Origin of the sequence: Candidatus Terasakiella magnetica (genome assembly GCF_900093605.1) — a bacterium.
Classification (GTDB): domain Bacteria; phylum Pseudomonadota; class Alphaproteobacteria; order Rhodospirillales; family Terasakiellaceae; genus Terasakiella; species Terasakiella magnetica.
The window spans coordinates 152,067-177,422 of the sequence record NZ_FLYE01000048.1; the positions used below are offsets into that span (position 1 = coordinate 152,067).

The 25,356-nt window shown below is 46.2% G+C and carries 25 protein-coding genes, 1 tRNA gene and 2 pseudogenes; 8 read left to right on the forward strand and 20 right to left on the reverse strand.

Annotated elements, in window-relative coordinates:
* Nucleotides 1-35: 35 nt before the first annotated feature.
* Nucleotides 36-803, reverse strand: coding sequence for a phosphoribosylaminoimidazolesuccinocarboxamide synthase (gene purC, locus MTBPR1_RS17325; protein ID WP_069190333.1), 768 nt, complete (start codon nt 801-803; stop codon nt 36-38).
* 175 nt (nt 804-978) lie between these two features.
* Here purC and MTBPR1_RS17330 point away from each other — a divergent pair, with 175 nt between their 5' ends.
* Together MTBPR1_RS17330 and MTBPR1_RS17335 are read left to right on the forward strand one after the other, a co-directional pair.
* Nucleotides 979-1,734, forward strand: a complete 756-nt coding sequence (locus MTBPR1_RS17330; RefSeq protein ID WP_069190304.1) for a substrate-binding periplasmic protein — start codon at nt 979-981, stop codon at nt 1,732-1,734.
* A 37-nt stretch (nt 1,735-1,771) separates the two neighbouring features.
* Complete coding sequence (locus MTBPR1_RS17335) at nt 1,772-2,440, forward strand: Fe2+-dependent dioxygenase (RefSeq protein ID WP_069190305.1); 669 nt, start codon at nt 1,772-1,774, stop codon at nt 2,438-2,440.
* 9 nt (nt 2,441-2,449) lie between these two features.
* Here MTBPR1_RS17335 and MTBPR1_RS17340 read toward each other — a convergent pair whose 3' ends face one another.
* Together MTBPR1_RS17340 and MTBPR1_RS17345 are read right to left on the reverse strand one after the other, a co-directional pair.
* The gene (locus MTBPR1_RS17340) at nt 2,450-3,595 is read right to left on the reverse strand and encodes an HD-GYP domain-containing protein (protein ID WP_069190306.1); all 1,146 of its coding nucleotides are present in this window, start codon (nt 3,593-3,595) and stop codon (nt 2,450-2,452) included.
* Nucleotides 3,596-3,760: 165 nt separating this feature from the next.
* Nucleotides 3,761-5,716 (reverse strand): acetoacetate--CoA ligase, encoded by a 1,956-nt coding sequence (locus MTBPR1_RS17345; RefSeq protein WP_069190307.1) that lies wholly within the window; start codon nt 5,714-5,716, stop codon nt 3,761-3,763.
* 176 nt (nt 5,717-5,892) lie between these two features.
* Between MTBPR1_RS17345 and MTBPR1_RS17350 the strand changes: the two genes are divergently transcribed.
* Entirely contained in the window at nt 5,893-6,453 is a 561-nt protein-coding gene (locus tag MTBPR1_RS17350; RefSeq protein WP_069190308.1) for a gamma-glutamylcyclotransferase, read from the forward strand.
* Here the strand turns inward: MTBPR1_RS17350 and MTBPR1_RS17355 are convergent.
* A complete protein-coding gene (locus MTBPR1_RS17355) occupies nt 6,450-6,809 on the reverse strand; it encodes a hypothetical protein (RefSeq protein WP_069190309.1) in 360 nt (119 codons plus the stop codon). The genes MTBPR1_RS17350 and MTBPR1_RS17355 overlap by 4 nt on opposite strands.
* 106 nt (nt 6,810-6,915) lie before the next feature.
* Nucleotides 6,916-7,902 (reverse strand): 2-hydroxyacid dehydrogenase, encoded by a 987-nt coding sequence (locus tag MTBPR1_RS17360; RefSeq protein ID WP_069190310.1) that lies wholly within the window; start codon nt 7,900-7,902, stop codon nt 6,916-6,918.
* 156 nt (nt 7,903-8,058) lie between these two features.
* On the opposite strand from MTBPR1_RS17360, the gene MTBPR1_RS17365 reads away from it, so the two are divergent.
* Nucleotides 8,059-8,568 carry an SH3 domain-containing protein gene (locus MTBPR1_RS17365; protein WP_069190334.1) on the forward strand — a complete coding sequence of 170 codons (510 nt, stop codon included), beginning with the start codon at nt 8,059-8,061 and terminating at the stop codon, nt 8,566-8,568.
* A 4-nt stretch (nt 8,569-8,572) separates the two neighbouring features.
* Here the strand turns inward: MTBPR1_RS17365 and MTBPR1_RS17370 are convergent, their stop codons facing one another.
* Nucleotides 8,573-9,574: a YeiH family protein gene (locus MTBPR1_RS17370; RefSeq protein ID WP_069190311.1), complete on the reverse strand. Its 1,002-nt coding sequence runs from the start codon at nt 9,572-9,574 to the stop codon at nt 8,573-8,575.
* A gap of 178 nt (nt 9,575-9,752) precedes the next feature.
* Between MTBPR1_RS17370 and MTBPR1_RS17375 the strand changes: the two genes are divergently transcribed.
* Together MTBPR1_RS17375 and MTBPR1_RS17380 are read left to right on the forward strand one after the other, a co-directional pair.
* Nucleotides 9,753-10,214, forward strand: coding sequence for a hypothetical protein (locus tag MTBPR1_RS17375; RefSeq protein ID WP_069190312.1), 462 nt, complete (start codon nt 9,753-9,755; stop codon nt 10,212-10,214).
* A gap of 102 nt (nt 10,215-10,316) precedes the next feature.
* Nucleotides 10,317-11,771 carry a TrkH family potassium uptake protein gene (locus MTBPR1_RS17380; RefSeq protein ID WP_069190313.1) on the forward strand — a complete coding sequence of 485 codons (1,455 nt, stop codon included), beginning with the start codon at nt 10,317-10,319 and terminating at the stop codon, nt 11,769-11,771.
* Here the strand turns inward: MTBPR1_RS17380 and MTBPR1_RS17385 are convergent.
* From MTBPR1_RS17385 to MTBPR1_RS17430, 10 genes are all read right to left on the reverse strand, one after another.
* Nucleotides 11,768-14,041 carry an ATP-binding protein gene (locus MTBPR1_RS17385; RefSeq protein WP_069190314.1) on the reverse strand — a complete coding sequence of 758 codons (2,274 nt, stop codon included), beginning with the start codon at nt 14,039-14,041 and terminating at the stop codon, nt 11,768-11,770. The two genes, MTBPR1_RS17380 and MTBPR1_RS17385, sit on opposite strands and share 4 nt — an antisense overlap.
* An 86-nt stretch (nt 14,042-14,127) precedes the next feature.
* Nucleotides 14,128-14,694, reverse strand: coding sequence for a hypothetical protein (locus tag MTBPR1_RS17390; protein ID WP_126465345.1), 567 nt, complete (start codon nt 14,692-14,694; stop codon nt 14,128-14,130).
* A gap of 56 nt (nt 14,695-14,750) precedes the next feature.
* The gene (gene hslO, locus MTBPR1_RS17395) at nt 14,751-15,674 is read right to left on the reverse strand and encodes an Hsp33 family molecular chaperone HslO (protein WP_069190316.1); all 924 of its coding nucleotides are present in this window, start codon (nt 15,672-15,674) and stop codon (nt 14,751-14,753) included.
* Between the two features lie 79 nt (nt 15,675-15,753).
* The gene (gene argF / locus MTBPR1_RS17400; RefSeq protein WP_069190317.1) at nt 15,754-16,662 is read right to left on the reverse strand and encodes an ornithine carbamoyltransferase; all 909 of its coding nucleotides are present in this window, start codon (nt 16,660-16,662) and stop codon (nt 15,754-15,756) included.
* Complete coding sequence (locus tag MTBPR1_RS17405) at nt 16,659-17,837, reverse strand: aspartate aminotransferase family protein (protein WP_069190318.1); 1,179 nt, start codon at nt 17,835-17,837, stop codon at nt 16,659-16,661. The genes argF and MTBPR1_RS17405 overlap by 4 nt, the downstream gene beginning before the upstream one ends.
* A 123-nt stretch (nt 17,838-17,960) precedes the next feature.
* Nucleotides 17,961-18,506 carry a gamma-glutamylcyclotransferase gene (locus MTBPR1_RS17410; RefSeq protein ID WP_126465347.1) on the reverse strand — a complete coding sequence of 182 codons (546 nt, stop codon included), beginning with the start codon at nt 18,504-18,506 and terminating at the stop codon, nt 17,961-17,963.
* A 427-nt stretch (nt 18,507-18,933) separates the two neighbouring features.
* On the reverse strand, nt 18,934-19,347 hold the full coding sequence (gene folB / locus MTBPR1_RS17415; RefSeq protein WP_069190320.1) for a dihydroneopterin aldolase: 414 nt from the start codon (nt 19,345-19,347) through the stop codon (nt 18,934-18,936).
* A 12-nt stretch (nt 19,348-19,359) separates the two neighbouring features.
* Nucleotides 19,360-20,115 (reverse strand): SDR family oxidoreductase, encoded by a 756-nt coding sequence (locus MTBPR1_RS17420; RefSeq protein ID WP_069190321.1) that lies wholly within the window; start codon nt 20,113-20,115, stop codon nt 19,360-19,362.
* A gap of 10 nt (nt 20,116-20,125) precedes the next feature.
* A complete protein-coding gene (locus tag MTBPR1_RS17425; protein WP_069190322.1) occupies nt 20,126-21,106 on the reverse strand; it encodes a calcium/sodium antiporter in 981 nt (326 codons plus the stop codon).
* A gap of 114 nt (nt 21,107-21,220) precedes the next feature.
* Nucleotides 21,221-21,916, reverse strand: a complete 696-nt coding sequence (locus tag MTBPR1_RS17430) for a cytidylate kinase-like family protein (RefSeq protein WP_069190323.1) — start codon at nt 21,914-21,916, stop codon at nt 21,221-21,223.
* Nucleotides 21,917-22,115: 199 nt separating this feature from the next.
* Between MTBPR1_RS17430 and MTBPR1_RS17435 the strand changes: the two genes are divergently transcribed.
* Nucleotides 22,116-22,205 (forward strand) — tRNA-Ser (locus tag MTBPR1_RS17435).
* Between the two features lie 559 nt (nt 22,206-22,764).
* On the opposite strand, the gene MTBPR1_RS17440 is transcribed toward MTBPR1_RS17435, so the two are convergent.
* Nucleotides 22,765-23,043 carry a hypothetical protein gene (locus MTBPR1_RS17440; protein WP_069190324.1) on the reverse strand — a complete coding sequence of 93 codons (279 nt, stop codon included), beginning with the start codon at nt 23,041-23,043 and terminating at the stop codon, nt 22,765-22,767.
* Nucleotides 23,044-23,186: 143 nt separating this feature from the next.
* Nucleotides 23,187-23,558 (reverse strand): hypothetical protein, encoded by a 372-nt coding sequence (locus MTBPR1_RS17445; RefSeq protein WP_069190325.1) that lies wholly within the window; start codon nt 23,556-23,558, stop codon nt 23,187-23,189.
* Nucleotides 23,559-23,660: 102 nt separating this feature from the next.
* Here MTBPR1_RS17445 and MTBPR1_RS17905 point away from each other — a divergent pair.
* A pseudogene (locus tag MTBPR1_RS17905) lies at nt 23,661-23,777 on the forward strand (transposase); the annotation flags it as partial.
* An 8-nt stretch (nt 23,778-23,785) separates the two neighbouring features.
* Here MTBPR1_RS17905 and MTBPR1_RS17450 read toward each other — a convergent pair.
* Both MTBPR1_RS17450 and MTBPR1_RS17455 read right to left on the reverse strand, forming a co-directional pair.
* Nucleotides 23,786-24,691: pseudogene (locus tag MTBPR1_RS17450) on the reverse strand (IS30 family transposase); the annotation flags it as partial.
* Complete coding sequence (locus tag MTBPR1_RS17455; protein WP_069190327.1) at nt 24,679-25,296, reverse strand: helix-turn-helix domain-containing protein; 618 nt, start codon at nt 25,294-25,296, stop codon at nt 24,679-24,681. The gene MTBPR1_RS17455 and the pseudogene MTBPR1_RS17450, both read right to left, overlap by 13 nt.
* Between the last annotated feature and the right edge of the window lie 60 nt (nt 25,297-25,356).

Genomic DNA, 25,356 nt, shown 5'->3' on the forward strand with positions numbered 1-25,356 from the left:
AAAAGGCCCACGAACGGGCCTTTTTGGAGTCAAAATTATTGTACGGTATCCGGGCCTTTATGGTCACCGGGGCCATCGCCTTCAGGCTCAATGCCCAAACGACGTGCCACTTCCTGATAAGCTTCACCGACGCCACCAAGATCTTGGCGGAAACGATCCTTATCCATTTTCTCACCGGTTTCTGCATCCCACAGGCGGCAGTTATCCGGGCTGAATTCGTCAGCTAGAACAAGACGCATCTGGTCTTGGTCATACACACGACCGAACTCAAGTTTGAAATCAACAAGCTGGATACCAATGGCAGCAAATAGGCCGGACAGGAAATCATTGATGCGCAGCGCCATGCCCGTCATCTCTTCCAGTTCCATCGGGTTTGCCCAACCAAATGCGGTGACATGTTCTTCAGACACCAACGGGTCGCCCAGTGCATCGTCTTTATAATAATATTCAACGATGGAGCGCGGCAGGCGTGTGCCGTCTTCAATGCCGAGTCGTTTCACTAATGAGCCCGTTGCGATATTGCGCACAACCACTTCAAGAGGAACGATTTCGCATTGGCGACACAGTTGTTCGCGCATATTGAGGCGGCGAATGAAATGTGTTGGAATGCCCAAATCGGCAAGCTTGGTAAATACATATTCGGTAATGCGGTTGTTTAACACGCCTTTACCTGTGATGGTGCCTGTTTTTTCTGCGTTAAACGCAGTCGCATCATCTTTAAAATACTGAACGATGGTCCCCGGTTCCGGCCCTTCAAAAAGAACCTTAGCCTTGCCTTCATAAATCTGGCGACGACGTGCCATGGCAATCATCCTGCTATTTAGAAAAAGTCGGCCCTCCTATAGCAGGACTCCGCCTTGGGGGCAATGGTAGAAGAGGACTTGCGATGGATTTTACCAAAGATAGGTATTTTTTTAGCCGTCTTCTCCTTAATGGATGCTATATTGCATTCATTGCTTTTATCAGTTCAGAAACTTCATGGCCTTTATAAAACAGCTTAATCGCATATTTTATGCTCACCTATCCCTCCTCTGTTTGTTGTTATTTTTCACTCTCTCAGCAACAAAGGTGCAGGCGGAGAGTTTACGTTTTGCCACACATACCACACCGCCTTTAAGCAACTATATTTCAGACCTCCTCACACAAGCCTTGGCAGAAAAGAAAATCACCACAGAGGTGAGCCCTTTACCGGGGAAACGGGTTATTCACCTGGTTAATTCCGGTCAATTTGATGGAGATGCCTCGCGCATTTTTGATTTTAAAAACATCTCAAATGACCCCGTAGAGAATTACATTCGTGTTGATGAAGGTATCTATAAAGTTCAGGTTATTCTACTAACTCATAAAGACAGCCCAATAAAACAAGCGAGCTGGGCAAAAGCAAACCTTGGCCCTGTTACTTATATCAGAGGGTCCAAAAACATTCGCAAACATATCAACGAAAACAATCGTGTCCCTGCCACAAATGTCAGACAGGCCCTGACGTTAGTGGCTCATAAACGCGCAGACTCAGCCATTCTTTTTAAGGCGGCGACCCTTGATACCTTAAAAAAACATCCAGAGCTTTCTAAAGATTTAAAAATTCACCCCCCCAATATTGATGAATATTGGCTTTATCCATTCCTGCACAAAGATAAAAGCTCCTACATTAAAGTTGTGGCAGAACAACTCAAAAAGAAAAAGAATGATGGCACCAGCCAAACATTGCTTAAAAAGCATGGACTAATTCAATAAGGCTTCACTCAGCGCACTTTAAAGGATGACCTAAGTTATGATTATTCCCCTTCCCAATCTTCTGTCTGATAATCAGGTCAAAACCATTATGGGGCTGGTGGGCTCGGCTCAATTTGAAGATGGTAAAAACACTGCGGGATGGCACGCGCGTGAAGTCAAAAACAATGAACAGATGACACAAAGTGAGCCGTTAAAAGAAATAAACCAAATTCTATCGCGCGCCCTTCAACTAAACGAATTATTCAACTTTGCCACCCACCCGCATATCATTCGCCCCTTTTTGGTCAGCCGATGTAAAGATCAGGGCAGTTATGGCACTCATATTGATAATGCCTTGATGTTTCATGAACGCACCAGTCGCACGGATATTTCCATGACTGTCTTTCTTTCACCACCCAACAGTTATGAAGGCGGCGATTTGGTGATTGAAGAACCCGCAGCAGAGCGACGTTTTCGCATGGCTGCTGGCAGTGCCATTGTGTATCCGTCCACCACGCTACATCGTGTAGAGCCTGTTACAAAAGGTGAGCGCATTGTGGCTTGTACATGGGTACAAAGCCGCATCAGGTCAGCTGAACAACGCGAAATCCTTTTTGATATGGATACGGCACGGCGTTCTCTTTTCCAAAAAGACGGAAAATCGCGTGAATTTGATTTAATGACCAAAGCCCATGCCAATTTAATGCGCCGCTGGAGCGATGTTTAGAGCATATATTTAATGGAAGTCGCCATCACTGGCCGCATCTAAAAGCAGCTCTTTAAATGATGTTAGGAAATGGCGATCAAGGTGACCATCAGCCATATTTTCCATAATCTCCATAGCCTGAACGGGAGACATCGGGTCTTTATAACAGCGTCGGTCTGTCAAAGCGCTAAAGATATCAATGATGGTTGCCATACGGGCAAGCTCATTAAGCTCTTTACCTTTAAGACCGTGGGGATAGCCTGTGCCATCCAGTTTTTCATGGTGCTGAGCGGCAATGACTTTTACACCGCGCGGCAGCTCTTCGGTATATTCTAAAAAATCAATTGTTTCTGTGACGTGAGAGCGCATGACAATCAATTCATTATCATTAAGCTTGCCCGCTTTATTCAACACCTGATGAGGGATCATCATTTTGCCCACATCATGAAGCACACCGCCACTGGCAAGGATTTTGGCATCATCATCCTTGATCCCTAAATGATCGCCAAACAGGGTTAAAAAAGTCGCAACCCGCAAGGAATGAACATAGGAATAGTTATCATGACCGCGCACCCCTTTAAGCAACTCTTTATAACAGCCGCCCTGCACAGCCTCCACCAGCGGATCACAACTGTCTTGGATTTCATTATAAGGCAGTGGTTTTCCCTCAGCGATGAGGTCTGCAACCGAGTTAAAGGATTGTAATGTATTTTCAAGGGCTGCTTTTTGCACAGGCTCCATCAATTCCCATTGGGCTTCAATATGGGCATTTACCTGATCTGAAATGGCCGTAATGAGGGAGCTGAAGCGATAGGGCTTCATCAAGGTTCTCACCAAAGGTAAGGTCTTGGCAGCCTCCACCTGATCAAGGGCGCCTTTGCGCGCGGTAAAGACAATTGGGATCAGGCTGAGGGCTTGTGTTTGGCGCAAGCCCTGTATTAAGCGCAAACCGCCAATGGGATCGATTTTATCATCAATAATGATCGCTGTTGGATGATATTGCGCCAAAGCCTCACTCAGCTGGCCCACATCATTAAATGAATGCACCACGTAAAAAGAGATCAGCGCCTGACACACTTCTTGCAAGTGTTTGTCATTGCTTGAAACGACGAAAATATCCGTTTTGTTTGTCTTTGAAACAGCAGATTCGTCTTCTGTGGAGGCGCCATTGTCCAATTGATTGCTCTGATTTTATGAACCGAGAGTGCTTATTAGACTAATTATATACGTTTTTCCCCACTCATTTGAATGAGAAAAAGCGTAAATGACTCATTTTTTCCTACATTACGATAATTAGATGTAATGACCTGAGCTTAGTTGAAGTATTTGGGCAGTTTTCGCCTATATGGCGAGCGGGTCTAGATTTTTATATAGCTCCAGTGCTTCAGGATTCGCCAAAGCTGTCTTATTTTTCACCTCACGCCCATGCACAATATCGCGCACAGCCAGCTCAGTAATTTTGCCTGATTTGGTTCTGGGGATATCTGCCACCGCAATCACTTTTGCAGGCACGTGGCGTGGTGTGCAGCCTGACCTGATCTTGGATTTAATGGTTGAGATCAACTCATCAGTAAGTTCAAAGGTGCCTTTCATGACGACAAACAACACCACACGCACGTCATCTTCCCAATCCTGACCGATCACGATGCTTTCTTGAATTTGCGGCAAGGCTTCAACTTGGCGATAAATCTCAGCTGTTCCAATGCGTACCCCACCGGGGTTAAGCGTGGCATCAGAGCGCCCATAGATCACCATACCCCCTGTTTTTTCATCAATAGCGACGAAATCACCATGACACCAGATGTTGTCGTATTTTTCAAAATAAGCCGATTTATAGCGCGCATTGTCAGGGTCATTCCAGAATTTCACCGGCATGGATGGAAAAGCTTTCGTGCAGACAAGCTCGCCTTTATCCCCGCGAATGGGTTGGCCGTCATCATCAAAGGTCTCAACTGCCATCCCAAGGGCGCGACATTGAATTTCACCGCGATAAACAGGTGCTATAGGATTGCCTAGAACAAAACAGCCCAAAATATCTGTCCCACCGGAAATAGAGGCCAAATGGATATCTTTCTTAATGCCCTCATAAGCATAATCAAAACTTTCCGCAACCAGCGGGGAGCCTGTTGAGGTCATGGATTGAACGCTTGAAAGATCATGGGTATTAAGGGGCTTAAGGTCCGCCTTATTCAAGGCATCAATATATTTGGCAGATGTGCCAAACATGGTCATTTTTTCAGCATCGGCAAAATCAAACAGAATGTTTCCGCTTGGATAAAAAGGTGACCCATCATAAAGCAATAAGGTTGAGCCCGCCGCCAAGCCTGCGACCAGCCAGTTCCACATCATCCAGCCACAGGTGGTGAAATAAAACACCCGCGAAGTTGGGCCATTATCACAATGAAGGATATGTTCGCTCACCTGCTTTAACAAGGTGCCGCCCGTACCATGGACAATACATTTTGGTTTACCCGTCGTGCCTGATGAAAACATGATATAGAGCGGATGATTAAATTCCACATATTCATACTCAATCGCACCGGACTCAAAGCCTGCGACAAAATCATCCAGCAATACCGCTTTATCAACGCTTGAAAGATCAGGGTTTTCCCGCGTGTAAGGTACAATCACGCAAGTTTCCAACGTGGGAAGTTCTTTAACAATTTCTTCCAGCTTGCCCAAACAGTCATGGGCTTTGCCATTATAATGATAGCCTTCAACCCCCACCAGAACAGTCGGTTCAATCTGACCAAAACGATCCAGTACACCATTCACCCCAAAATCCGGTGAGGTTGAGGACCAGACCGCGCCCAATGAGGTGACCGCCAACATGGCAATAATGGTTTCGGGCATATTGGGCATGAAGGCACAGACACGATCCCCTTTACTAACGCCTTGTGCACGCAAAGCTTGGGCGAAAACAGAGACTTTATCGTTGAGCTCTTTCCATGAAACGGCCCGTTTGACTTTATCTTCCCCCCAAAAAATAAGGGCTTGAGACTCATCCTTTTTCTTGAGCAGATTTTCAGCGAAACTGATTTTCGCATCGGGGAAAAACTGCGCGCCGGGCATTTTATCGCCATCAACCAAAATGCGCTTGCCCCAGTCTTGCGCCTTCAGACCTGCAAAATCCTTTAAAGAGACCCAGAATTTTTCACGCTCATGAACTGAAAAGTCATGAAGGGCATCATAATCTTTAATATCCAAAGAATATTGCCCATTCACATGTTTCATAAAGGCACGCAGATTTGAGGCTTCAATACGTTCAGGGCTTGGGGTCCACAGGCACTCGTTCATGGCTATTGTCTCTTTTACTTGCTTCATTTCATTTGGAGGCGACCTTAGCAGAAAAAAGTTCCTCAGAATTTTAAGAACTGTAAAATATCATAATTAGTTTCAAACGAAACATACTTTTCACATCTTGCCTTTTAGCCATTTCAGCTTTATGACCAACTGAGGAAGGAAATGAATTTATGCAAGATGCCTTTTGGGTTTTTGGATATGGGTCTTTAATGTGGCGACCGGGCTTTTCATATGAAGAAGCTCAGCCTGCCACATTGCGTGGATTCTCTCGATCTTTTTGCATCTATTCCCATTATTATCGCGGCACACCCAAAAAGCCCGGCCTTGTGCTTGGGCTTGACCCTCATGAGGATGCCGAATGTCGCGGGGTGGCCTTTCGCATTGCTGATGAAGATAAAGAAGCGGTCATTGCTTATCTGACAGAACGTGAGCTTTGCGGTTATGCCTATCGTGCAGAAACCTTGCCGCTTTCTCTAGATTGCTCAACAGAAGTTCAGGCCTATACCTTTGTGGCTGATCAATCCCATGCGCTTTATGCCGGGGACCTTGGTCTTGATAAGGCCGCCAGCCTGATTATGGAAGCTGAAGGTAACACAGGGCTTAATCGTGATTATCTGATTAATAGCGTACGCCAACTTGAAGCCCATGGCTATCAAGACCAACAGCTTCACGAGCTTTTAAAGAAAGTCGAATATCTCACCGGTATTATTGAGGCGGGCGCAGGCATTTAACGCCGGACTTTCTTCCACCAATGCCAGAGATGATCAGCGATGAAAATTATACCGAAATACTGGATTGATAAGGCCACGCACAGGGCCATCAGCCAAAAACGCTTGGAAACATACGCCTCACCATAATCTTCCGCTTCTAATTCCTCATTGGTGTCAGCAAGCAAAAAACGCGCATCTTCAGCAAAGCTGGCAGGCACCTCAATATGGCAATAGCTTGCACCTTGCAGATATACCCATTTACAGCGCGCTGCATGTTCTTCCACAAACCATGCTGGCACCTCGTAAAATTCAAGCTTAGAGCGCGCCACCAAAGCCTCTTCAACTGAAGTATATTTTGCCACACAAACCACAGACATAGGATTCTCCTCTTCTCAAAGAAGTCTATGAAAGGATTTGGCGCAAAAATACAAAAAGCCCCCATACATCACATGAGGGCTTCTTGTTTTCTTTATGAGTGAGCAATCAATAGAAAGCGTCGATCACACGATCTGGTGGCGTATGACCATCAATGAATGTCTTCATATTGATGATGACTTTTTCACCCATATCAAGGCGACCTTCAATGGTTGCTGAACCCATATGCGGCAAAAGAACAACATTCTTCATCTTGCGCAGTTTTGGGTTAATGGCAGGTTCGTTTTCAAACACGTCCAAACCAGCGCCTGCGAGATCACCTTTTTCCAACATGCGGATCAAGGCGGGCTCATCCACAATCTCACCACGTGCCGTGTTGATCACATAGGCATGTGGCTGAATGAGTTTCAGGCGACGCGCTGAAAGCAGGTGATAGGTTGCTGGTGTGTGTGGACAGTTGATAGAAACAACATCCATGCGCGCCAACATCTGATCAAGGCTTTCCCAGTAAGTGGCTTGCAACTCACCTTCAATATCCGGGTGAACGCGGTGTTGGTTGTGATAATGGATAGACATGCCAAAGGCTTGTGCACGACGGGCAACAGCCTGACCGATGCGGCCCATACCGACAATACCAAGGCGCTTGCCATTAATGCGGTGACCCAACATGGAAGTTGGAGACCAACCTTCCCATTCATCACCATCAATGAGCTGCACACCTTCAACGATGCGACGTGGCACAGCCATAATCAGTGCCATTGTCATATCGGCTGTATCTTCGGTCAAAACACCTGGCGTGTTTGTCACTGTGATACCGCGTTGGCGGGCAGATTTAAGATCAATATGATCCACACCTGTACCAAAGTTAGCAATCAGACGAAGATTCGGACCAGCTTGCGCCAAGATACCGGCATCGATTCGATCCGTCAGTGTAGGAACGAGAATATCAGCTTCTTTGACCGCGTCGACCAATTCGGCTTTGCTCATTGGGGTGTCGTCTACGTTGAGACGGGCATCGAACAGCTCCATCATGCGGGTTTCGACCGCATCAGGTAGTTTGCGTGTAACGATGACAACTGGCTTTTTCTGGACCATGGTATTCCTTCCCCCGTGGGACTTTTTTGTAATTACCCCTGTTTTTTAGGGGTGACAGGAAAATTTTTCAAGCCTGTTTATAATATCTCAACTATTTCATTGGTACAGTGGAGTTATCAGTTTTTCACTTTTTTTTTACAAACCGAAGATTTTGCCATGACCAGTAAGCGATTAATCTCCTCAATTTTACTGATTTCCCTGATTGTTTTGGGTATCTCTTCTGCCGTTGCACAAGCCAGAAGCGGCTCCGGCCTGCCTTTACCGCGTTTTGTCACACTTCGCTCTGGTGAAGTGAATTTACGCGCAGGCCCTGGTGTGCGCTATCCGGTGGAATGGGTATATAAAAAACGCCACCTCCCTGTTGAAGTGGTGGCCGAATATGATACATGGCGCAAAATTCGCGATTGGCAAGGCACACAAGGGTGGGTTCACCAAGGTATGCTTTCTGGTAAACGCAGTATCATCATTATGGGCAACCTGCGCACCCTTCGCGCACAGCCTAAAACAAATGCCAACCCCTCAGCCCGCTTAGAAGAAGGCGTCATTGCCAAACTTCTAGAATGCCCAACGGGAATGACATGGTGCAAAATTGATGCAGAAGGCTATCAAGGCTGGTTGCGCAAGGCCGAATTCTGGGGTGTTTATTCCGGTGAAAACCTCGAATAGTCCCTTATAACTCAAAGATAAAGATGGCAGCCAGACATAAGGCTGCCAAAAACACCGTTTCAATCAACACCACAGCCACCGGCATCCAGCCGACCTTAACCAAGGCGCCAAAGGATGTTTTCATCCCCAAGGCCGCCACAGCTGTGACAATGCACCAGCTCGAGACATCAATCAAAGAACTTGAGATTTGGCTTGGGATTTCCACCGTGCTGTTCAGCCCCACAAGGGCAACAAAGCCAAGTACAAACCATGGAAATGGCAGTTTGGCATTTTTCTGAGTATCATCTTTAAAGCCATAGCGCACGATCATCATCACCCCCAACACAACGGGCAATAACATGGCGACTCGCAAGAGCTTAACAATGGTTGCCACATCGCCTGTCTGATCAGACACCCCATAGCCAGCCCCGACAACTTGGGCCACATCATGGATGGTTGCGCCTAAAAATATCCCTGTTTGTTGATCATCCAGCCCAACGAAACTGGCAATGATGGGATAAACCACCATGGCAATGGTGCTAAAGGCTGTGACCGTAATAACAGTAAAAATCGTATCGCGCTCACGATCTTCACCAGCAGGTAAAACAGAAGAAAGCGCCATGGCAGCTGAAGCCCCGCAAATGGCAACCGCCCCACCGGTTAAACAGCCAAAAGCGCAGTTGGTCTTCATGGTGCGCGTCAGGATAAATCCAAGGAGCATGGTGGCAAAGACCCCGACCACCACCAAAATGACAGGCCCGCCCCCCAGCTGGCTGATCGCATCAAATGAAATACGCAAGCCCAGCAAAGCCACGCCAAAGCGCAAAACCTGCTTTGCCGCCATATCAATCCCTTGGCTGCATTTTTCATGTTCAGACAGAAAATTGAGCGCCACGCCCAATAATAAAGCAAACAACATGGTCGGTGCGCCATAATGTTCAGATAAAAACACCGCCGCAATGGCAACGATGAGCGCTGCGAGCAGGCCAGAAAATTTATCTTTATAAAATGTCTGAAGTAGATTCATGCAAGCACCTTCAAAATTAGATTTATTTAATATACATAAATCCACGTCACAAAATCAACATAACACCCCTGCCTTTCAAATACTTTTAAAATTCTTGATCACGCAGACGTGTTTTGTCGTGAGTAAGTGTATCAGGCACACTAAGGGCATTACATTATAAAGATGAGAGGAGAATAGCATGTTGCGTCTTTTGGCTTTTGGTGGCGTTTTACTCACCAGCCTGAGCGTTCAGGCAAAAGAAGTTCAGGTCATTGAACTGACCCAGACCCCCTGCCAGTTTGTCGAAGCTGAACATGGCCTTGATCATGGTTTTAAGTCTCAACAATCAGCCGATTGTGAAAAGATCAATGCCAAAACAAAAAAAGACCGATTGGCAAAAGCCAAGACCATTACCTTAAAACCAGGGAAATATATCTTTCGCGTTAAAAACCACAATGTACCTTACACCTTGGGATTTTGGTTGCGCGAACAAGATTACAACTGGAAAAATCCACTTCATAAGCTTTCAAAGCTAAGTGTCTCAGGTGGTGGGCTTTCATCCGGAGTCTCCAAAGACTTTGAAGTTGAGCTCAAAGCTGGTGAATATCTCTATTCCTGCCCCCTAAACCCGACACCGGATTATAAATTGCGCGTTGAATAAGGCGCAACTCAGCAAAACGCATCTGTTTTTTATGGACTTTTTTAGAGTTTTCAGCCAAGAATCCGCTTTGCGACTCAAAATAACGGTTCCGTTTGTGCTGAAATGAAAATCGATCTTCGCCCTATTTACTTTATCATTGGCCTTTTGCTGATGACCTTGGCCTTGGGCATGTTGTTGCCCATGTTTGTTGATCTTGCACAAGGCAATCCGGATTGGCAGGTCTTTATGCTGTCTTCCGGGGTGACGATTTTCATTGCGAGTGCGCTTATTTTAGCAGGCCATACCCGCGAAAAGATGTTCTTTTCCATTCGCCAAGGCTTCATCATGGCGACCTTTAGCTGGTTGGTCATGACCATCTTTGCCGCCCTGCCCTTTGCCTTTTCAGAACTCGACATGTCCTATACGGATGCGTTTTTTGAGGCCATGTCCGGCATCACCACCACAGGCTCCACCGTCATTACCGGGCTGGATTATGCCCCACCGGGCCTGTTGCTTTGGCGGGCTTTATTACAATGGCTTGGCGGGATCGGGATTATTGTGATGGCGGTTGCCATCATGCCCATGCTCCATGTTGGGGGGATGCAGCTCTTTAAGGTGGAAGCCTTTGAAACATCTGATAAAGCCCTGCCCAAAGCCGCACAAATCTCAGCAAGCATCTCAGCCATTTATGTCGGGCTTACCGCCATTTGGGCCATCGGCCTATGGCTTGCGGGCATGACCCCGTTTGAAGCGGTCAACCATGCCATGACCACCATTGCCACTGGTGGTTTTTCCACCTCTGATGGCTCAATCGGTCATTTTAACAGTGGTTCGATTGACCTGCTCATCACTTTGGGCATGATTGTAGGCTCCCTGCCCTTTATGCTTTATCTGCGTATGTTGCGCGGGAATTTTCAGGCCATTATGGCTGATACACAAGTGCAATGGTTCCTTGTCATTGTCTTTTTACTGATTTTCTTTGCCACCGCTTTCTTATGGATACAAGAAGGCTATGACCCGATCCAATCCTTGCGTTTTGGTGCCTTTAATGTGGTGTCCATCATCACGGGTACGGGCTATGCCTCCATGGATTATCAGCTCTGGGGCCATTTTGCTTGGCCGATTTTCTTCTTTATCATGTTCATTGGTGGCTGTTCCGGCTCCACCACTTGCGGCATTAAAATCTTTCGCTTTCAAGTGCTTTATGCCGCAGCTGAAACCCAGATCAAACGTTTGTTAGAGCCCCACGGCGTGTTTATTCCCTATTACAACCGCCGTCCCATCCCCGATGAAGTCATGTTTTCGGTTCTTGGGTTCTTCTTTATTTTCGGGGTGTGTTTTGCCCTGCTTGCCATGGCGTTGGGCATGATGGGGCTTGATTATATTACCGCTATTTCCAGTGCGGCCACCGCCCTTGCCAATGTGGGCCCGGCCCTTGGTGATACCGCAGGCCCAAGCGGAAATTTCCAGACTTTACCTGATGGGGCAAAATGGCTCATGGCCTCAGGCATGTTGCTGGGCCGTTTGGAACTCTTTACCATTTTGGTATTGTTCATGCCGACATTCTGGCGTGGTTAAGTTCCTTGAATAAAGCGACGGACCTTTTCTTCAAGGTCTTCAATTTTAATGGGCTTGGTCACGATATCATTCACGCCTGAGGCAAAATAACGTTCGCGATGTTCGCGAATGGCATCGGCTGTAAAGGCCAGAATAACACTGCCCTGATTGGGTCCCTCACCTTGACGGATATGTTTTGTCGCTTCCAGCCCATCCATTTTAGGCATCTGCATATCCATCAAAATCACATCGAACTTTTGCTTATGGGCCTGTTCAACGGCTTGTTCCCCGTCATTTGCCACAACAACGCGATGCCCATGCTTATTGAGCATGGCAAGAACGACTTTCTGGTTAATCAGATTATCTTCAGCCAACAAAATATCAAGTTCTGATAAAGCTTGTTGTTCTTCAGCCTCTTCAATAAGCGGCTCACTCTCTTCAACAGGCAGCTTCAAGGTAAAGGTTGAACCAATATTTTTCTGGCTTTCCACAGAAAGGTCACCGCCGTGAAGGTGTGAGAGCTCACTTGAAATGGCAAGCCCAAGGCCTGTGCCGCCATATTTACGGGTGGTTGAGCCATCGGCCTGTTTAAAACGCTCAAAAATATGATCGACCTGACCTTTCGTCATGCCAATGCCGCTGTCACTCACTTCAACGATTAAATATTGTATCCCGTCTTCTTCAACACGCTCCATCGTGACTTTCACAAAACCATCAAGGGTAAATTTAAGCGCATTATTAATCAGGTTGGTGACGATCTGTTTGAAGCGAGTTGGGTCCAGCTTGCACCAATAACCTTCATGTAAGTGCGCATTGGTTTTTAACTCTAAGCGCTTTTGCTTGGCAGCAGGCCCAAAGACTTTAACCAGTTCGTCAATCAAGCCAGCAGGTTGGCTTGAGACACGTTCAATCGCCAGCTTGCCTGCTTCAATCTTTGAAATATCAAGGATCTCATCAACAATATGGATCAAGCTCTGGGCTGAACTATCAAGGTCATGCAATAGGTTTTGAGAGTTTTGCGAAAGGTCCTGATCTGTTTTTAAAAGATCAAGCACACCGCGTATCCCCATCATGGGGGTTCGTAGCTCATGGCTCATATTTGCCAGAAACTCACTTTTTGCCTGACTAGCATTTACTGCCTTATCTTTTTGTTCGACCACTTCCTCCAACAGCTTGCTAATCTCGCCAGACTGTTTGGAAACCTCTTCTTTAAGCTGAGCTGTCGCAAAACCAAGGCCGTAATAAATCAAACTCTCAATGATGATAAAGCCAAAGATCGCGTAGATAATATTGACCTGCGTGTTCGAGGCCAATTCCATATATTTGTGATCCACATTATACCACATGGCCACACGCCCAACTGGGGTGGGTGATTTCTCTTTATCACCGATATAATCACGAATGCCAAAATTGGTCAGGGCATAACGGCTGTCTCCCCATTGGACAATATCAGTTCTCAGTTTAAAGGGTTCATTTTCACGATATTGAGCCATATCCATTTTTGGTATGAACTCAACCAACTCATCACTTGAACTTGCCTCAATAAAACAGCCGCAATCCTCGGCATGTTCCCCACCTAAATCATTTTTCCATTTCACTTTGGACACACGTTCCCCATTAAGCAAAATGGCAATGTCTGTACCCACCTGTTTTTTGAGTAGATCAATGATTTCTGAATAAGATGTCCCGGCTTCAAGGGCACCAATGAACTCGCCATTAGACTCACCATCTGTAGGCGCAAAAACGGGGACAGCGCCACGAATTCCAGCATAAATACGACCCAATTCTAGGCCTTCACGCGGGATATGATCGTCCATCACGTCCATGATCATATGACGAAGAGGTGATAGGTCATCGCCCCATTTTGAAAGGCGGTGAACGCGCAAAAAACTGGTATCTTTTGGGGGAAGGTGAAAATGAAGCTGGCGCACATAAAAGCGCTCTTTCATTTTTTGCCAACTACCGGCAACTTCATTATAAAGCTTGGCGCGATATTGTGCTGAAAGTGGCCCACCTTTGCCACCGCCTTCATCCTCATGAACTTTAGCCGCTTGGGCAAAAACACGACGCACACTCACATCATTTGCAACATAGGTTGCCAACTGCAACATGTTTCTTGTCGTCATGGTCATAGCCACATCAAAAGCGGTTTGATATTGGTGGCTTTTCAGCTCAAGCTCACGCTGAAGGCTTGTCTTATCCTGATAATAATTAATCAAGACAAAACAGGCATCTGCAATAAAAATACAGAGCGTTATGAACAGAAATATGCGTTTCCCGCGTAAGCCCATCTACCCTCTACCCCAAAAGTGATAAGTCTACTTAGCGTTATATATCTTTTTGATTAGGAAAGATACCTAGGAACATAACCTAAGGGCTAAAAATGCTTATTCATTTGGGCAATAATCACCTTATCAAAATCAGCCATAAGCTTTTCTACCAGCTCAAGCCAAGCTTTCTCACGTTGATGTAGGGAATAGTCTTCTGCAAGGGTTACAAAACGGCTGGCTTTGGCCCCGGCAAAGGCTGTCACATTTGACATGTCATCCAGAAGCTCAATTCTCACCTTCACTTTGGCGGTATATTTTTCCGATTGATCCGTCGTGAACATACCTGTGAGACCCGTTTTTTTTACGAGTTTCTCTTCAACCACTGAGGCTTCCTCAATAATCACCCGCGCGCGCCCATTTTGTGCAGAGGGAACAAGACGATCAGCCGTCCATCTTTTCACCGCTTCTTTTGGGGAAGTCGGCAGCATATGGTCGACATAATTGCCACTCAATGTTGAGGGCGTCTTATCAACGATTTCAACCTGTGCGGCATTTAACGCAATAGGGGCAAGATGTTGAAAGGTGAGCTCCGGCAAGACCTGTAAAGGCGCCTTATGTTGCATACAGCCAGAAAGGCCAAGGATACAGACAAACACAATCAACCCGTTTTTCATGGCTTTCCCCTTATAAAGAAACAGTTCTTGAATTGAACGTTCCTGCCAGCTTTTTGTCAATGTTTGACTGCCTCTTCGGCTTCTTTTTCATCGCGCAGCTCAGTTAAGCGCTCTTTTGAAAAAGCATAATCAGTAGAACAAAAATGGCAGGTAACGGTCGTGCCACCTTCTTCAATCATATCTTTAAGCTCAGGCATTGGCATGCCTTTAAGCGTTGTGACCAAACGTTCTTCTGAACAACGACATTCCTGATGAACGGTATTGGTCTCATAAACACGCACGCCATCTTCATGATAAAGACGATACGGCAGGTCAGCCAAGCCAAGGCTTGCATCCAGCATTTCTTCTTCAGTCAAGCTTTTGAGCATAATGGATGCATGGTTCCATCTTTCTTGGGCTTCTTCATCATCACCAGTTTCATCGGGAAGACGCTGGATCATCACCACACAGATACCACTTTCACCATGGGCAATTTTAAAAGCGCTATCAAGCTGTTCAGAACTTTGGAAATAACTATGGGCACATTCACTAAGTGAGCCGGGCTCAAGTGCCGTAATACCTTGATAAGGCTGCATATGTTTGCCCTGATCAACCGTAAAGGCAAGGCGCCCAGTGCCTAAGAGGTTTTCAACAGTAGGCGCGCTATCATCGCCAAGGGCGGCAAGTTTATCTGCGTCAAACCCGGCATAACCACGCAAGCCCCCATCTGAGGTAATATCACTCACCAACGCCTTGATCGGGCCAGCACCTTCACCTTCAGAAATCGCCTGAAGGGAGAAAATACCGTCATATTTAAGGCTGGATGCCAACGCAACAGTGAGCCCCATGGCTTCAGATAGAATATCAGCAATGACTTTTGGATAGTCATGGGCATCCAGAATTTTATTCACAGAAGGGCCAAGGCGCACCACACGGCCACGAATATCCAGTTTATCCACCTGAAAAGGAAGAATGCGATCTTCTAACAATTGCGTACTCATCGATCATCACCAAAATAGGTCGCCTCTTAAATAATAAGGGCGATGAAAAATAGAAATTTGGCCTTTATATAGTTAGCTCTTAGAGCATTGACCAGACCATAATGCCTTTTTGCGCATGAAGACGGTTTTCAGCTTCATCCCAAACAACTGAATTTGCCCCATCGATCACTTCATCAGTGACCTCTTCATTGCGGTGTGCTGGCAGGCAATGTAAGAACAAAGCATCACTTGCAGCTTGGCCCATCAAATCACTATTCACCTGATAAGGTGTGAGCAATTCAATACGGCGATCATAATCCGTATCACCCATGGACACCCATGTATCAGTCACAATTACGTCAGACCCGCTTGCGGCTTGTTTTGGGTCTTTCACAACTGAAATATTCCCGCCTTCATTAGCCGCCCAATCCAGATAACGCTGGTCCACCATCAATTCCTCTGGGCAACATAGGCGCAACTCAAAGCCAAAGCGCGTGGCAGCTTCAATATAACTATTGGTCATATTGTTACCATCACCTACCCATGTGACGACCTTGCCACCAATAGGACCACGATGTTCTTCAATGGTCATGATGTCAGCCATCAATTGGCACGGGTGGCTATCATCGGTCAGCGCATTAATCACCGGAACCGTGCAATATTCAGCCATCTCAAGAAGCTTGTCGTGAGAGTCTGTGCGCAACATAACACCATCAACCATGCGCGATAAAACCCGTGCGGTATCAGCAACGGTTTCACCACGGCCCAGTTGGGAGTTTTCCCCCATCATCACCAGCGGGTGACCACCTAATTGCACCATACCCACTTCAAAAGAAACACGGGTACGTGTGCTTGGCTTTTCAAAAATCATCGCCAATGTCTTACCAGCAAGAGGTGCAAGACCACCTGCGACATTCATGCCTTTTTTATAACCTGAGGCAATATCCAGAATATGACGAAGCTCGCTTGACTCCAATAAAGCCAAATCTAAAAAATGTTTCGGTGTCATTTTGTATTTTCCGAAAGTTCAGTGCAGGAACGATCTAAAATCGCAATCGCTGCTTCAATATGTTCTTCATGTAAAACCAGCGGCGGTAACAAACGCATGACGTTATCACCAGCAGGTACTGCCAACAGGCCGTTTTCAAAGCATTTATTCACCAAATCCATATTGAGAATAACACATTCAAAAGCCACCATCAGCCCCTGACCACGCACGCCCTTAAGGATATCACCATGTTTGGCAACAATATCAGCCATGCGCGCCTGCAGACGCTCCCCCATGGTGCAAACATTTTCAAGAAAGCCCACTTCCAACACCACATCAAGCACGGCATTAGCCGCGGCCATCGCAAGTGGATTGCCGCCATAGGTCGAGCCATGACTGCCCGGTGCCATACCGCTTGCCGCCTCATGGGTTGCAAGACAAGCCCCCACAGGAAAGCCCCCGCCAATGCCTTTGGCAATGGCCATCACATCAGGTGTAATACCTGCCCATTCATGGGCAAAAAGCTTGCCTGTACGGCCCACACCTGTTTGGACTTCATCCAGCATCAACAAAATGCCGTGTTCATCACAAAGGGCACGCAAGCCTTTTAAAAACTCAACATCCCCCGGGCGCATCCCGCCTTCACCTTGAACAGGTTCCACATGGATGGCTGCCGTTTCATCTGTGATTGCCGCGCGCGCTGCTTCTAAGTCATTAAAAGCGACTTGGTCAAAACCCTCCAGCATCGGGCCAAAGCCTTCGCAATGCTTGGCTTGTTTACCTGCTGATAATGTCGCCATGGTGCGCCCGTGAAAGGCACCTTCAAATGTTAAAATCCGATAGCGTTTGGACCCTTTAGCCGCAAAATGCTTGCGTGCAATCTTAATGGCGCATTCATTTGCTTCTGCGCCTGAATTACAGGAAAACACCACATCGGCAAATGTATGTTCAGCCAAACGATCGGCAAAACGTTCTTGGCCCTTAATCTTATAAAGGTTGGAACAATGCCAGAGTTTTTGTGCTTGCTCTGTTAAAGCAGCCACCAAATGAGGATGGGCGTGTCCCAAACAGGTCACAGCCACACCAGCGCCAAAGTCGAGAAATCGTTTTCCGTCCTCAGCGATCAGGTATACCCCCTCGCCTTTATCGAAAACGACATCAGCCGGGGCATAGGTTTTCATGACAGCGTCAGTCATACTTTATTTTCCTTCTACCACAGTTCAACAATATTGCTTTTTTCCCATTTGGGAAAGCCGACGAGTATCAATATGGATAGGGTCTCTGTCAATTCGAAAAGCCGAGAAACCTCGCTTTTTTCGCTATTTCGACCCTTTTTTTGCCACCGCAGCCTGTAAAATCGCCTCCAAGGTGGAATCCGTGATACCGATTTCCTGTAAATGGCGACAAGTATTTTGCACATATTCTAACGCACTCCCGCCTTGGCCTACCCCTTGAAGGACATGATCAACCTTTTCGTCTAAGCTGAAATGCCCCACATGCTGGTCATGGCCCTGAACGGCAATAAAGGTATAAGCCTCTACCTGTCTCCCATCTTCCAACTCGATCTCCACCCATGAAGGCTCATAGACCTGATTGATCATTTCACGCTCATCAAGATAAGCATGGGTTTCTGCCCAGTTTTCTTCAGCCACTAAAAAAGCCCGCCCAATACATTGGCCCGTCGGGTTAAGCCCCATAACAAGGCCGGGCAGCGCGCGTGTGCCGCGAAAGACATAAGACAAGATACAAAGATCACGATGGTAACCAGATAATCTAGCCTGAGAGACCTCTAAATACTCAAAACCCGGGTGCCACATTAACGAGCCATACGCAAAGACCCATTTCTCTTTTGTCTCACCCATCATTTCTTACCTAAAAAATTTCTAATATTTTTTTCTCTACGCATTGACTCAACACCAGATCAATCGCCTTTTCAATGAGAATCCGAGGTCTTCTGCGATTCATTTTTTTAATCCACGAACCCTGTGGATAAGTTTGTGAGTAGTTCTTGGAGATGAGGGATTATACCAGCAAAACTGCCATTTCCCTCGGATTGCCTATTTTTTAACCACTTAAATAAGTCATTGTTTTTAAAAAGAAATTTTCTTCAGAATCTTTCTTAAGAGTGGAATGACCAATTTCAAATCACAAAATTTAAATGAAATTTTTCTCTTTACAGTGTGTGTAAAACTTTGCAGGGGACTCCCTGACAGATTCCCTAGGATTCGCAAAAATACGATTCCCAGAAGCTCTCAACCAAACAGGTTAAAACAAGGTAAATTTAACAGTTACTTACGCCTCTGCGTTGAAACGCTCGATCTCGACACCCACGCTGGCGATATCTTCAAACACATCGAGTTTCTCCACACGAATGCGCGCACATTTCACACGGATATCTTCTAGGCAGGAGGCTGCAATTTTCTCAGCCAGTGTTTCACACAGATTTGTATGATCACCAGCCACAATATCGCGCACCTTGTTTGAAACCTGCTCATAACAGACCACATGATCGATATTATCATTATGGTGGCTTTCACAGACGGTAAGGTCGAGATTAACGCGAATGCGCTGCGGGGCATCATGTTCATGTTCATAAACACCGATGGAACACATCAAAACCAGATCACGGATAAAAACGTGACGCAGGGATTGCTTGGCATCGGCAATGCGAAGGGGTTGAACATTATCGGCATTAAACGCAGTCATATCGGCATCTACCTACTCGTTGGGTGGGGTGTGATTATCACCTTGGGCCCAGCCCAGATGCTCCCCACCATCAAGGGCAATCATTTGCCCTGTCATTGAATGTGCGCCTAGGATATACAACACAGTGTTGGAAATATCCAGTAAATCAGTCGGCTTTTTTAAGGGTACAGCCTCAAATTGCGCCTGAAAGTCCGCTTCAGACTGGCGCACACTGGGCAGCGTTGGCCCCGGCCCAATGGCATTAACCCGCACATGTGGCGCAAAGGCTTGGGATAAAGTCTGGGTCATAGCCCACAGGCCCGCCTTGGAAATTGTATAGCTGGCAAAATGCGGACTTAGGTTCCACACCCGCTGATCAATAATATTAATGATATTGCCAGCAGCGCCAAATTCTCGCTCTTTCACAAAGGTCTGAGAGAGCACAAAGGGCGCGCGTAAATTGACTTCCATATGAAAGTCCCAGCTTTCGCGCGTGGCATTTAGGGCCGTGTCATTTTTAAAGGTGGAGGCATTGTTGATCAAACAATCCAAACGCCCCATCTTGGCGATAACCTGCCCAATAAGACTTTGCGTTTCTTCTTCACAGGCAAAGTCAGTGGCAAAAAGGACAGCCTTGCCCCCACAGGCGATAATCTCATCACACACCTCTTGGGCATGATCGCTTGAGCCATGATAATGGATCGCCACAGCCCAGCCTTGGGCGGCCATTTCTTTCGCAATATGGGCGCCGATACGATGGGCTGCGCCCGTGATCAAAGCGACTTTCATTTAAGTTTCCTTATAATGAAACCATTTCCAGCACACGCTCCACACCATAGGCCTGTACAGCGATATAGGTCACATAACTTGCGGCAAAAAACAGTCCTTCTTTGCGCGAAAGCTCCCAACGTGTCACCATGAATGGAATGAGCAAAATGGTTGCCCCCATCATGACCCAGAGATCAAAGTCCAACAACTGCTGGGCAACAGGAAGTTCCTGGATCATGGCAACCGCGCCTAGGACCCCTAAGATATTAAACAGGTTAGAGCCAATCACATTGCCCAGGGCCACATCTGTATGCCCGCGAATAGCCGCCATACCACTTGCAGCCAGTTCCGGCAGGCTTGTGCCAATGGCGATCATGGTGAGGCCAATGACTTCTTCAGACACGCCATATTGACGCGCGACTTCCGTGCCGCCATCAACCAACAGCTCTGCCCCCAGCACAACCGCGCCAATGCCGCCAAGGGTCATCAAAACCATCACCCAGACATTTTCCGGGCTTTCGATTTCATCGGCTTCATGTTGGTGGAGTTCAGCCGCTTCCGGGTCATCACCATGGCGTTCACGCCAATAAGAATATCCCAAAAAGGCAATAAACAGGCCAAAGAGCACCATCCCCGCATTCATCCCCAAGACACCTTGAGCACACAGGAATGTAAAGACGGCACTACAGCTTAATAGGATGATGCCATCGCGCATAATCGCACTGGGGTCGCCCTTGATCGGTTTGATCAAGGCGGTCACGCCAAGGATCAATAAAATATTGGCAATGTTTGAGCCGATGATATTACCAGTTGCGATCCCGGCGGCATTTTCTAGCGCCGCATCCAGACTGACGACGAACTCCGGTGCCGATGTCCCCAGCGCCACAACCGTCATCCCGATCACCAAAGGCGATACACCGATACGTCGCGCCAAGCCAACAGACCCTTTGACCAGAAATTCCGCCCCACCCAAAAGCAGGAAAAACCCGATCGCAATATATAAGTACATCATCACTTAGGAAGACCTTTAGACTTTTTCAAAAACGAATGTGAGCTTTGCCACGCCTACTTCAGAAAGTAAAGAGGCATGAACAGCTCACAGCCGTTTTCTTTGTCGCAAAAGGCCTTACCTATTTGTCGTGCCTGTGCGCCGTCTATTGTAGCCCATCATTTCCATGCTGCGCAGTAGAATTTCCACAACTTGCTCATAATGTCCAAAATGGTCCGTATTGATGGTCATATCAAAATTGGTTGGATCATTTAAACGAGAGTTGAACATATTCCACACAAAAGCCGCCCGCGCTTTATTTGTATCTGCACATTTGCGTTTGGCTTCTGACAGACTTAAACGTTCGCGGTGCGCAACCCGTTTTGCACAGGCCTCGCGTGAACCCGTTAGTCTGACGCGCAAGACATCACGCCCTTGCAAGACCACATGGCCGCCACGCCCGATGACAATCCCGCCTTTGTGATAAATGCAGCGAATAACCGTAATCAATGCATTTACATATTCATCACGAGAGACATTCTTGCCGGTGACCATGGCATACAACCACGCATCGCTGGCAGAGCTGACTTTTTCATGTAGGTTTTTCAGAACGTTTTTATTAACTTCAGAACGTTGGGCAATGGCATCGATGATTGTCTCATCAAAAATCTCCAAGCCAAGCCGTTCAGCCAGCATTTTGGAAATTTCTTCGCCGCCCGTTCCAAAATCGCGCGAAATGGTGATAACCGGATAAAGATTTTCCTCATTATCCGTTGGTGAAACCTCTACGGCCCTGCTCAGAGCCTGGATGACACCTTGTACGTCAATGGTCATCGTCTTTCTCCCTGCCAAGAGTTACACAGGATATTCTGTTTCAGCTCATATTATAACAAAATCTCCCCTTCGAGTCTTGAGGTGGAGCAAGTTGAAAAAAGAAAGCAAAAGACAAAAAAACAGTTGCAGGCCCCCAAGGACTTCGCTAGTTTGCGCCCTCGTTCCAGACGCCTTTGCTTTTGCAAAGTTTATATACTATGGACAGATGGCCGAGTGGCTTAAGGCGCACGCTTGGAAAGCGTGTGTGCGTTAACCCGTACCGAGGGTTCGAATCCCTCTCTGTCCGCCATTAAATCCCCTGAGGTTCACACCTTGGGGGTTTTTACTTTTAAAACAAAGACTTAAAGCTATTTCTTTGCATCTGAAAAAATAAACTACCATACAGTTTTACCATACAGCTATACCACACATGTCGGGAATCTGTCTACTTAGATGGTAGGGAACCCTTAAAACTAATGTCTAAGGGCTGTCAGAATCCTATTCAAGAGACAACACCTCAGTCCCTCTCTTGCTGTTCTTAGGGTTAAACCCAAAGCGGAACAGCCAAAGCGAACAATCTGTGCTTGGACAGTATCGCACCTCAGCTTCTTGATGACAGCAACAGTCCAGACATTTAGCCCTGATAGCTTTCATGGGGAATGGAACAGGTGTGTCTTTAGGCAGCTTCAAGAGCTTACCTCGTGTGGACGTGGTTTTATTATTCATTGGCATTCGTCCTTCACTGGGACACCTTAGAAGGCTTAGCGACAACAGCTAGGTTGTCGTCATGTTCAACTGGCTCTTGATAGTGAGACGTTGCTCTTCTGTTTGAGGCTGTCGTGTTGAGAAGTCTTGGGTGTGAATGTCTGTCATGGGTTAGCCTGACTGTTAACTTCACCTGACTTCGTGTTGGTAACAAGGCCGCGCTCAATGGCTGGGTTTGTGGTTGCCTGAAGATGGTCATGAAGAAGCTCTAGGCCACGACGAGCCATGATAGAGAAAGACACATCATTCAGGTTAAACTTCTCAACGTATAGGGATTGAATACTGGAATAGAGTTTGTCATGAGCAGGGCTTAAGGTAGCTGCTCGGACTTGATTGTATTTGTCACGCTTAACTTGTTTACGTGGTGTTTCTTGGTCAGTCATGGGGGCTCCTTATGACATACGTTTTGGAATAAATAGGCAGACCTGAGGGGCAGATACAGAAACAGGGAGAAGACCTGAGGCCCACTCCCTGTTCATCAACCCAGCCCACATGAGGACTGCCTAAGGAAATTGTTTTTGTTTGGTTATTCTGCTTCTAGAGCTTGTTCACCTAAGTGACGAAGCTCTGCTTCAAACGTGTTCTTAATAGCAGTCTTTAGGCCTTCTTTGGCTTCTAATACTGCTCTTGCTTCTTTGATTTCAAACACTTCAATGTCAAGCCAAGCCTTTCTCAGTTCTCGGTACATACATTGAACCGTCGCAACAAGCGTGTCTTTATGGTATTCAGTAGGGTCTAGACCGATCTCTGAAAAAGCTTGATGCAGCGTATCACATGGTTCACCGCCATAAAGAGCTGAAGCGCAGATTTTGACGTACTCTTCTTGGCCTGCAATGATTTCTTTACCCTTGATAATTTCTGCTTTTACTGAAGGGTGTGTTTCGATTGTATTTGTCATGGTTGTATCTCCTTAGTTGACATGATAGTGCGCACTGGCAAGCCCCTAGTATTGTAGACACCTGATAGTGTTATAAATGACACTAAACATGAGGTGCTAATTATGAGAGGCAAACGCTATACAGAAGAATTTAAGATTGAAGCAGTTAAGCAAGTCACAGACCGAGGTTATGGTATCAATGATGTTGCTAAACGACTTGGGGTAACGTCCAAAAGTTTACGTNCCTGTCAATGCAACATCACCTTTTCAGGCGTTTTATAGCCAAGTGTTTTTCTTGGCCTATTATTAAGCTGAAGAGCCACAGCATTTAATTCTTCTTGAGTATGTTTCTTAAGGCATGTCTTTTTTGGGAAATATTGACGAAGCAACCTATTGGTATTCTCGTTAGTGCCCCTTTGCCATGGGCTTTGAGGATCGCAAAAGTAAACTGGAACGCCTGTTTTTTCTGTAAAATCTTCATGCTTAGCCAGTTCCATTCCTCGATCCCAAGTTAAACTTTTTCTCAAAGTCAGGGGCATACGATTAAATTCCGCAATGAGAGCTGCGTTCACGGAGTGTGCATCTTTACCAGCAAGTTTAAGGATAATTGTATAGCGTGATTTTCTGTCAACCAAAGTGGCTAAATGGGTGTTTCCTGATCCGGTGATGAGATCGCCTTCCCAATGACCTGTGAAAGTTCGTTCTTCAATTTCTGCAGGCCTTTGATGGATGGAAGCGCCATTCACAATACGAATAGTCCCTCGGTCTCCCTTTCTGGAATGACGCATGCTTTGTCGCATTTTATGCCCAGCTCTAAGGTTGTTCATCAAAGCACTATCAAGTAATTTCCGGGAGCGTATATACAGACTTTTATAAATCGTTTCGTGCGATATCCACATTTCAGGATTTCTAGGATAATTTATCCGTAGCCATCCAGATATCTGGTCTGGAGACCATTTTAGTTCAAGTTTTTCAATGATGATTTCTTTGAGAAAAGGAAAGCTATCAAGCTTGAACATTTTTGGTCTTTTGGCATTTTTCCATGCTGAGGCATCAGCTGTACTTGCCCGATATTTTCGAATACCACCGTTTCTATTAATCTCACGGCAAATTGTTGATGGTGACCTTGAAAGTTCAGTTGCTATTTTACGAATNAATGACGCATGCTTTGTCGCATTTTATGCCCAGCTCTAAGGTTGTTCATCAAAGCACTATCAAGTAATTTCCGGGAGCGTATATACAGACTTTTATAAATCGTTTCGTGCGATATCCACATTTCAGGATTTCTAGGATAATTTATCCGTAGCCATCCAGATATCTGGTCTGGAGACCATTTTAGTTCAAGTTTTTCAATGATGATTTCTTTGAGAAAAGGAAAGCTATCAAGCTTGAACATTTTTGGTCTTTTGGCATTTTTCCATGCTGAGGCATCAGCTGTACTTGCCCGATATTTTCGAATACCACCGTTTCTATTAATCTCACGGCAAATTGTTGATGGTGACCTTGAAAGTTCAGTTGCTATTTTACGAATAGATTTTTCCAAAGCTAAACCAATAGAGATATGTTCTCGTTCACTTAACGAAAGATGTCTTTGACTTCGTTGTGCCTTGAAAGGTTGGTAGCCTCCAGAAGCTCGAAGTATCGTAAATATTGAACCCGGTTTTGCATTCAGAACGCGGCCAATATCGCTAAATCCCAATCCTTGTCGCCATAACTGCCAGCATGTTTCTTTTTCTTCAGATGAGAATTTCCGTTTCATTATTAAAGCACCGCAGATTTAAATTATATGGATATAAGAACAATATGTTGCCTTCACCCA

What these genes read in the sequence shown, in the direction of transcription:
- purC (WP_069190333.1), bottom strand. Translation starts at nt 803, where the DNA reads ATGGCACGTCGTCGCCAGATTTATGAAGGCAAGGCTAAGGTTCTTTTT.
- MTBPR1_RS17330 (WP_069190304.1), top strand. Translation starts at nt 979, where the DNA reads ATGGCCTTTATAAAACAGCTTAATCGCATATTTTATGCTCACCTATCC.
- MTBPR1_RS17335 (WP_069190305.1), top strand. Translation starts at nt 1,772, where the DNA reads ATGATTATTCCCCTTCCCAATCTTCTGTCTGATAATCAGGTCAAAACC.
- MTBPR1_RS17345 (WP_069190307.1), bottom strand. Translation starts at nt 5,716, where the DNA reads ATGAACGAGTGCCTGTGGACCCCAAGCCCTGAACGTATTGAAGCCTCA.
- MTBPR1_RS17350 (WP_069190308.1), top strand. Translation starts at nt 5,893, where the DNA reads ATGCAAGATGCCTTTTGGGTTTTTGGATATGGGTCTTTAATGTGGCGA.
- MTBPR1_RS17355 (WP_069190309.1), bottom strand. Translation starts at nt 6,809, where the DNA reads ATGTCTGTGGTTTGTGTGGCAAAATATACTTCAGTTGAAGAGGCTTTG.
- MTBPR1_RS17360 (WP_069190310.1), bottom strand. Translation starts at nt 7,902, where the DNA reads ATGGTCCAGAAAAAGCCAGTTGTCATCGTTACACGCAAACTACCTGAT.
- MTBPR1_RS17365 (WP_069190334.1), top strand. Translation starts at nt 8,059, where the DNA reads ATGACCAGTAAGCGATTAATCTCCTCAATTTTACTGATTTCCCTGATT.
- MTBPR1_RS17370 (WP_069190311.1), bottom strand. Translation starts at nt 9,574, where the DNA reads ATGAATCTACTTCAGACATTTTATAAAGATAAATTTTCTGGCCTGCTC.
- MTBPR1_RS17375 (WP_069190312.1), top strand. Translation starts at nt 9,753, where the DNA reads ATGTTGCGTCTTTTGGCTTTTGGTGGCGTTTTACTCACCAGCCTGAGC.
- MTBPR1_RS17380 (WP_069190313.1), top strand. Translation starts at nt 10,317, where the DNA reads ATGAAAATCGATCTTCGCCCTATTTACTTTATCATTGGCCTTTTGCTG.
- MTBPR1_RS17385 (WP_069190314.1), bottom strand. Translation starts at nt 14,041, where the DNA reads ATGGGCTTACGCGGGAAACGCATATTTCTGTTCATAACGCTCTGTATT.
- MTBPR1_RS17390 (WP_126465345.1), bottom strand. Translation starts at nt 14,694, where the DNA reads ATGAAAAACGGGTTGATTGTGTTTGTCTGTATCCTTGGCCTTTCTGGC.
- hslO (WP_069190316.1), bottom strand. Translation starts at nt 15,674, where the DNA reads ATGAGTACGCAATTGTTAGAAGATCGCATTCTTCCTTTTCAGGTGGAT.
- argF (WP_069190317.1), bottom strand. Translation starts at nt 16,662, where the DNA reads ATGACACCGAAACATTTTTTAGATTTGGCTTTATTGGAGTCAAGCGAG.
- MTBPR1_RS17405 (WP_069190318.1), bottom strand. Translation starts at nt 17,837, where the DNA reads ATGACTGACGCTGTCATGAAAACCTATGCCCCGGCTGATGTCGTTTTC.
- MTBPR1_RS17410 (WP_126465347.1), bottom strand. Translation starts at nt 18,506, where the DNA reads ATGATGGGTGAGACAAAAGAGAAATGGGTCTTTGCGTATGGCTCGTTA.
- folB (WP_069190320.1), bottom strand. Translation starts at nt 19,347, where the DNA reads ATGACTGCGTTTAATGCCGATAATGTTCAACCCCTTCGCATTGCCGAT.
- MTBPR1_RS17420 (WP_069190321.1), bottom strand. Translation starts at nt 20,115, where the DNA reads ATGAAAGTCGCTTTGATCACGGGCGCAGCCCATCGTATCGGCGCCCAT.
- MTBPR1_RS17425 (WP_069190322.1), bottom strand. Translation starts at nt 21,106, where the DNA reads ATGATGTACTTATATATTGCGATCGGGTTTTTCCTGCTTTTGGGTGGG.
- MTBPR1_RS17430 (WP_069190323.1), bottom strand. Translation starts at nt 21,916, where the DNA reads ATGACCATTGACGTACAAGGTGTCATCCAGGCTCTGAGCAGGGCCGTA.
- MTBPR1_RS17440 (WP_069190324.1), bottom strand. Translation starts at nt 23,043, where the DNA reads ATGACTGACCAAGAAACACCACGTAAACAAGTTAAGCGTGACAAATAC.
- MTBPR1_RS17445 (WP_069190325.1), bottom strand. Translation starts at nt 23,558, where the DNA reads ATGACAAATACAATCGAAACACACCCTTCAGTAAAAGCAGAAATTATC.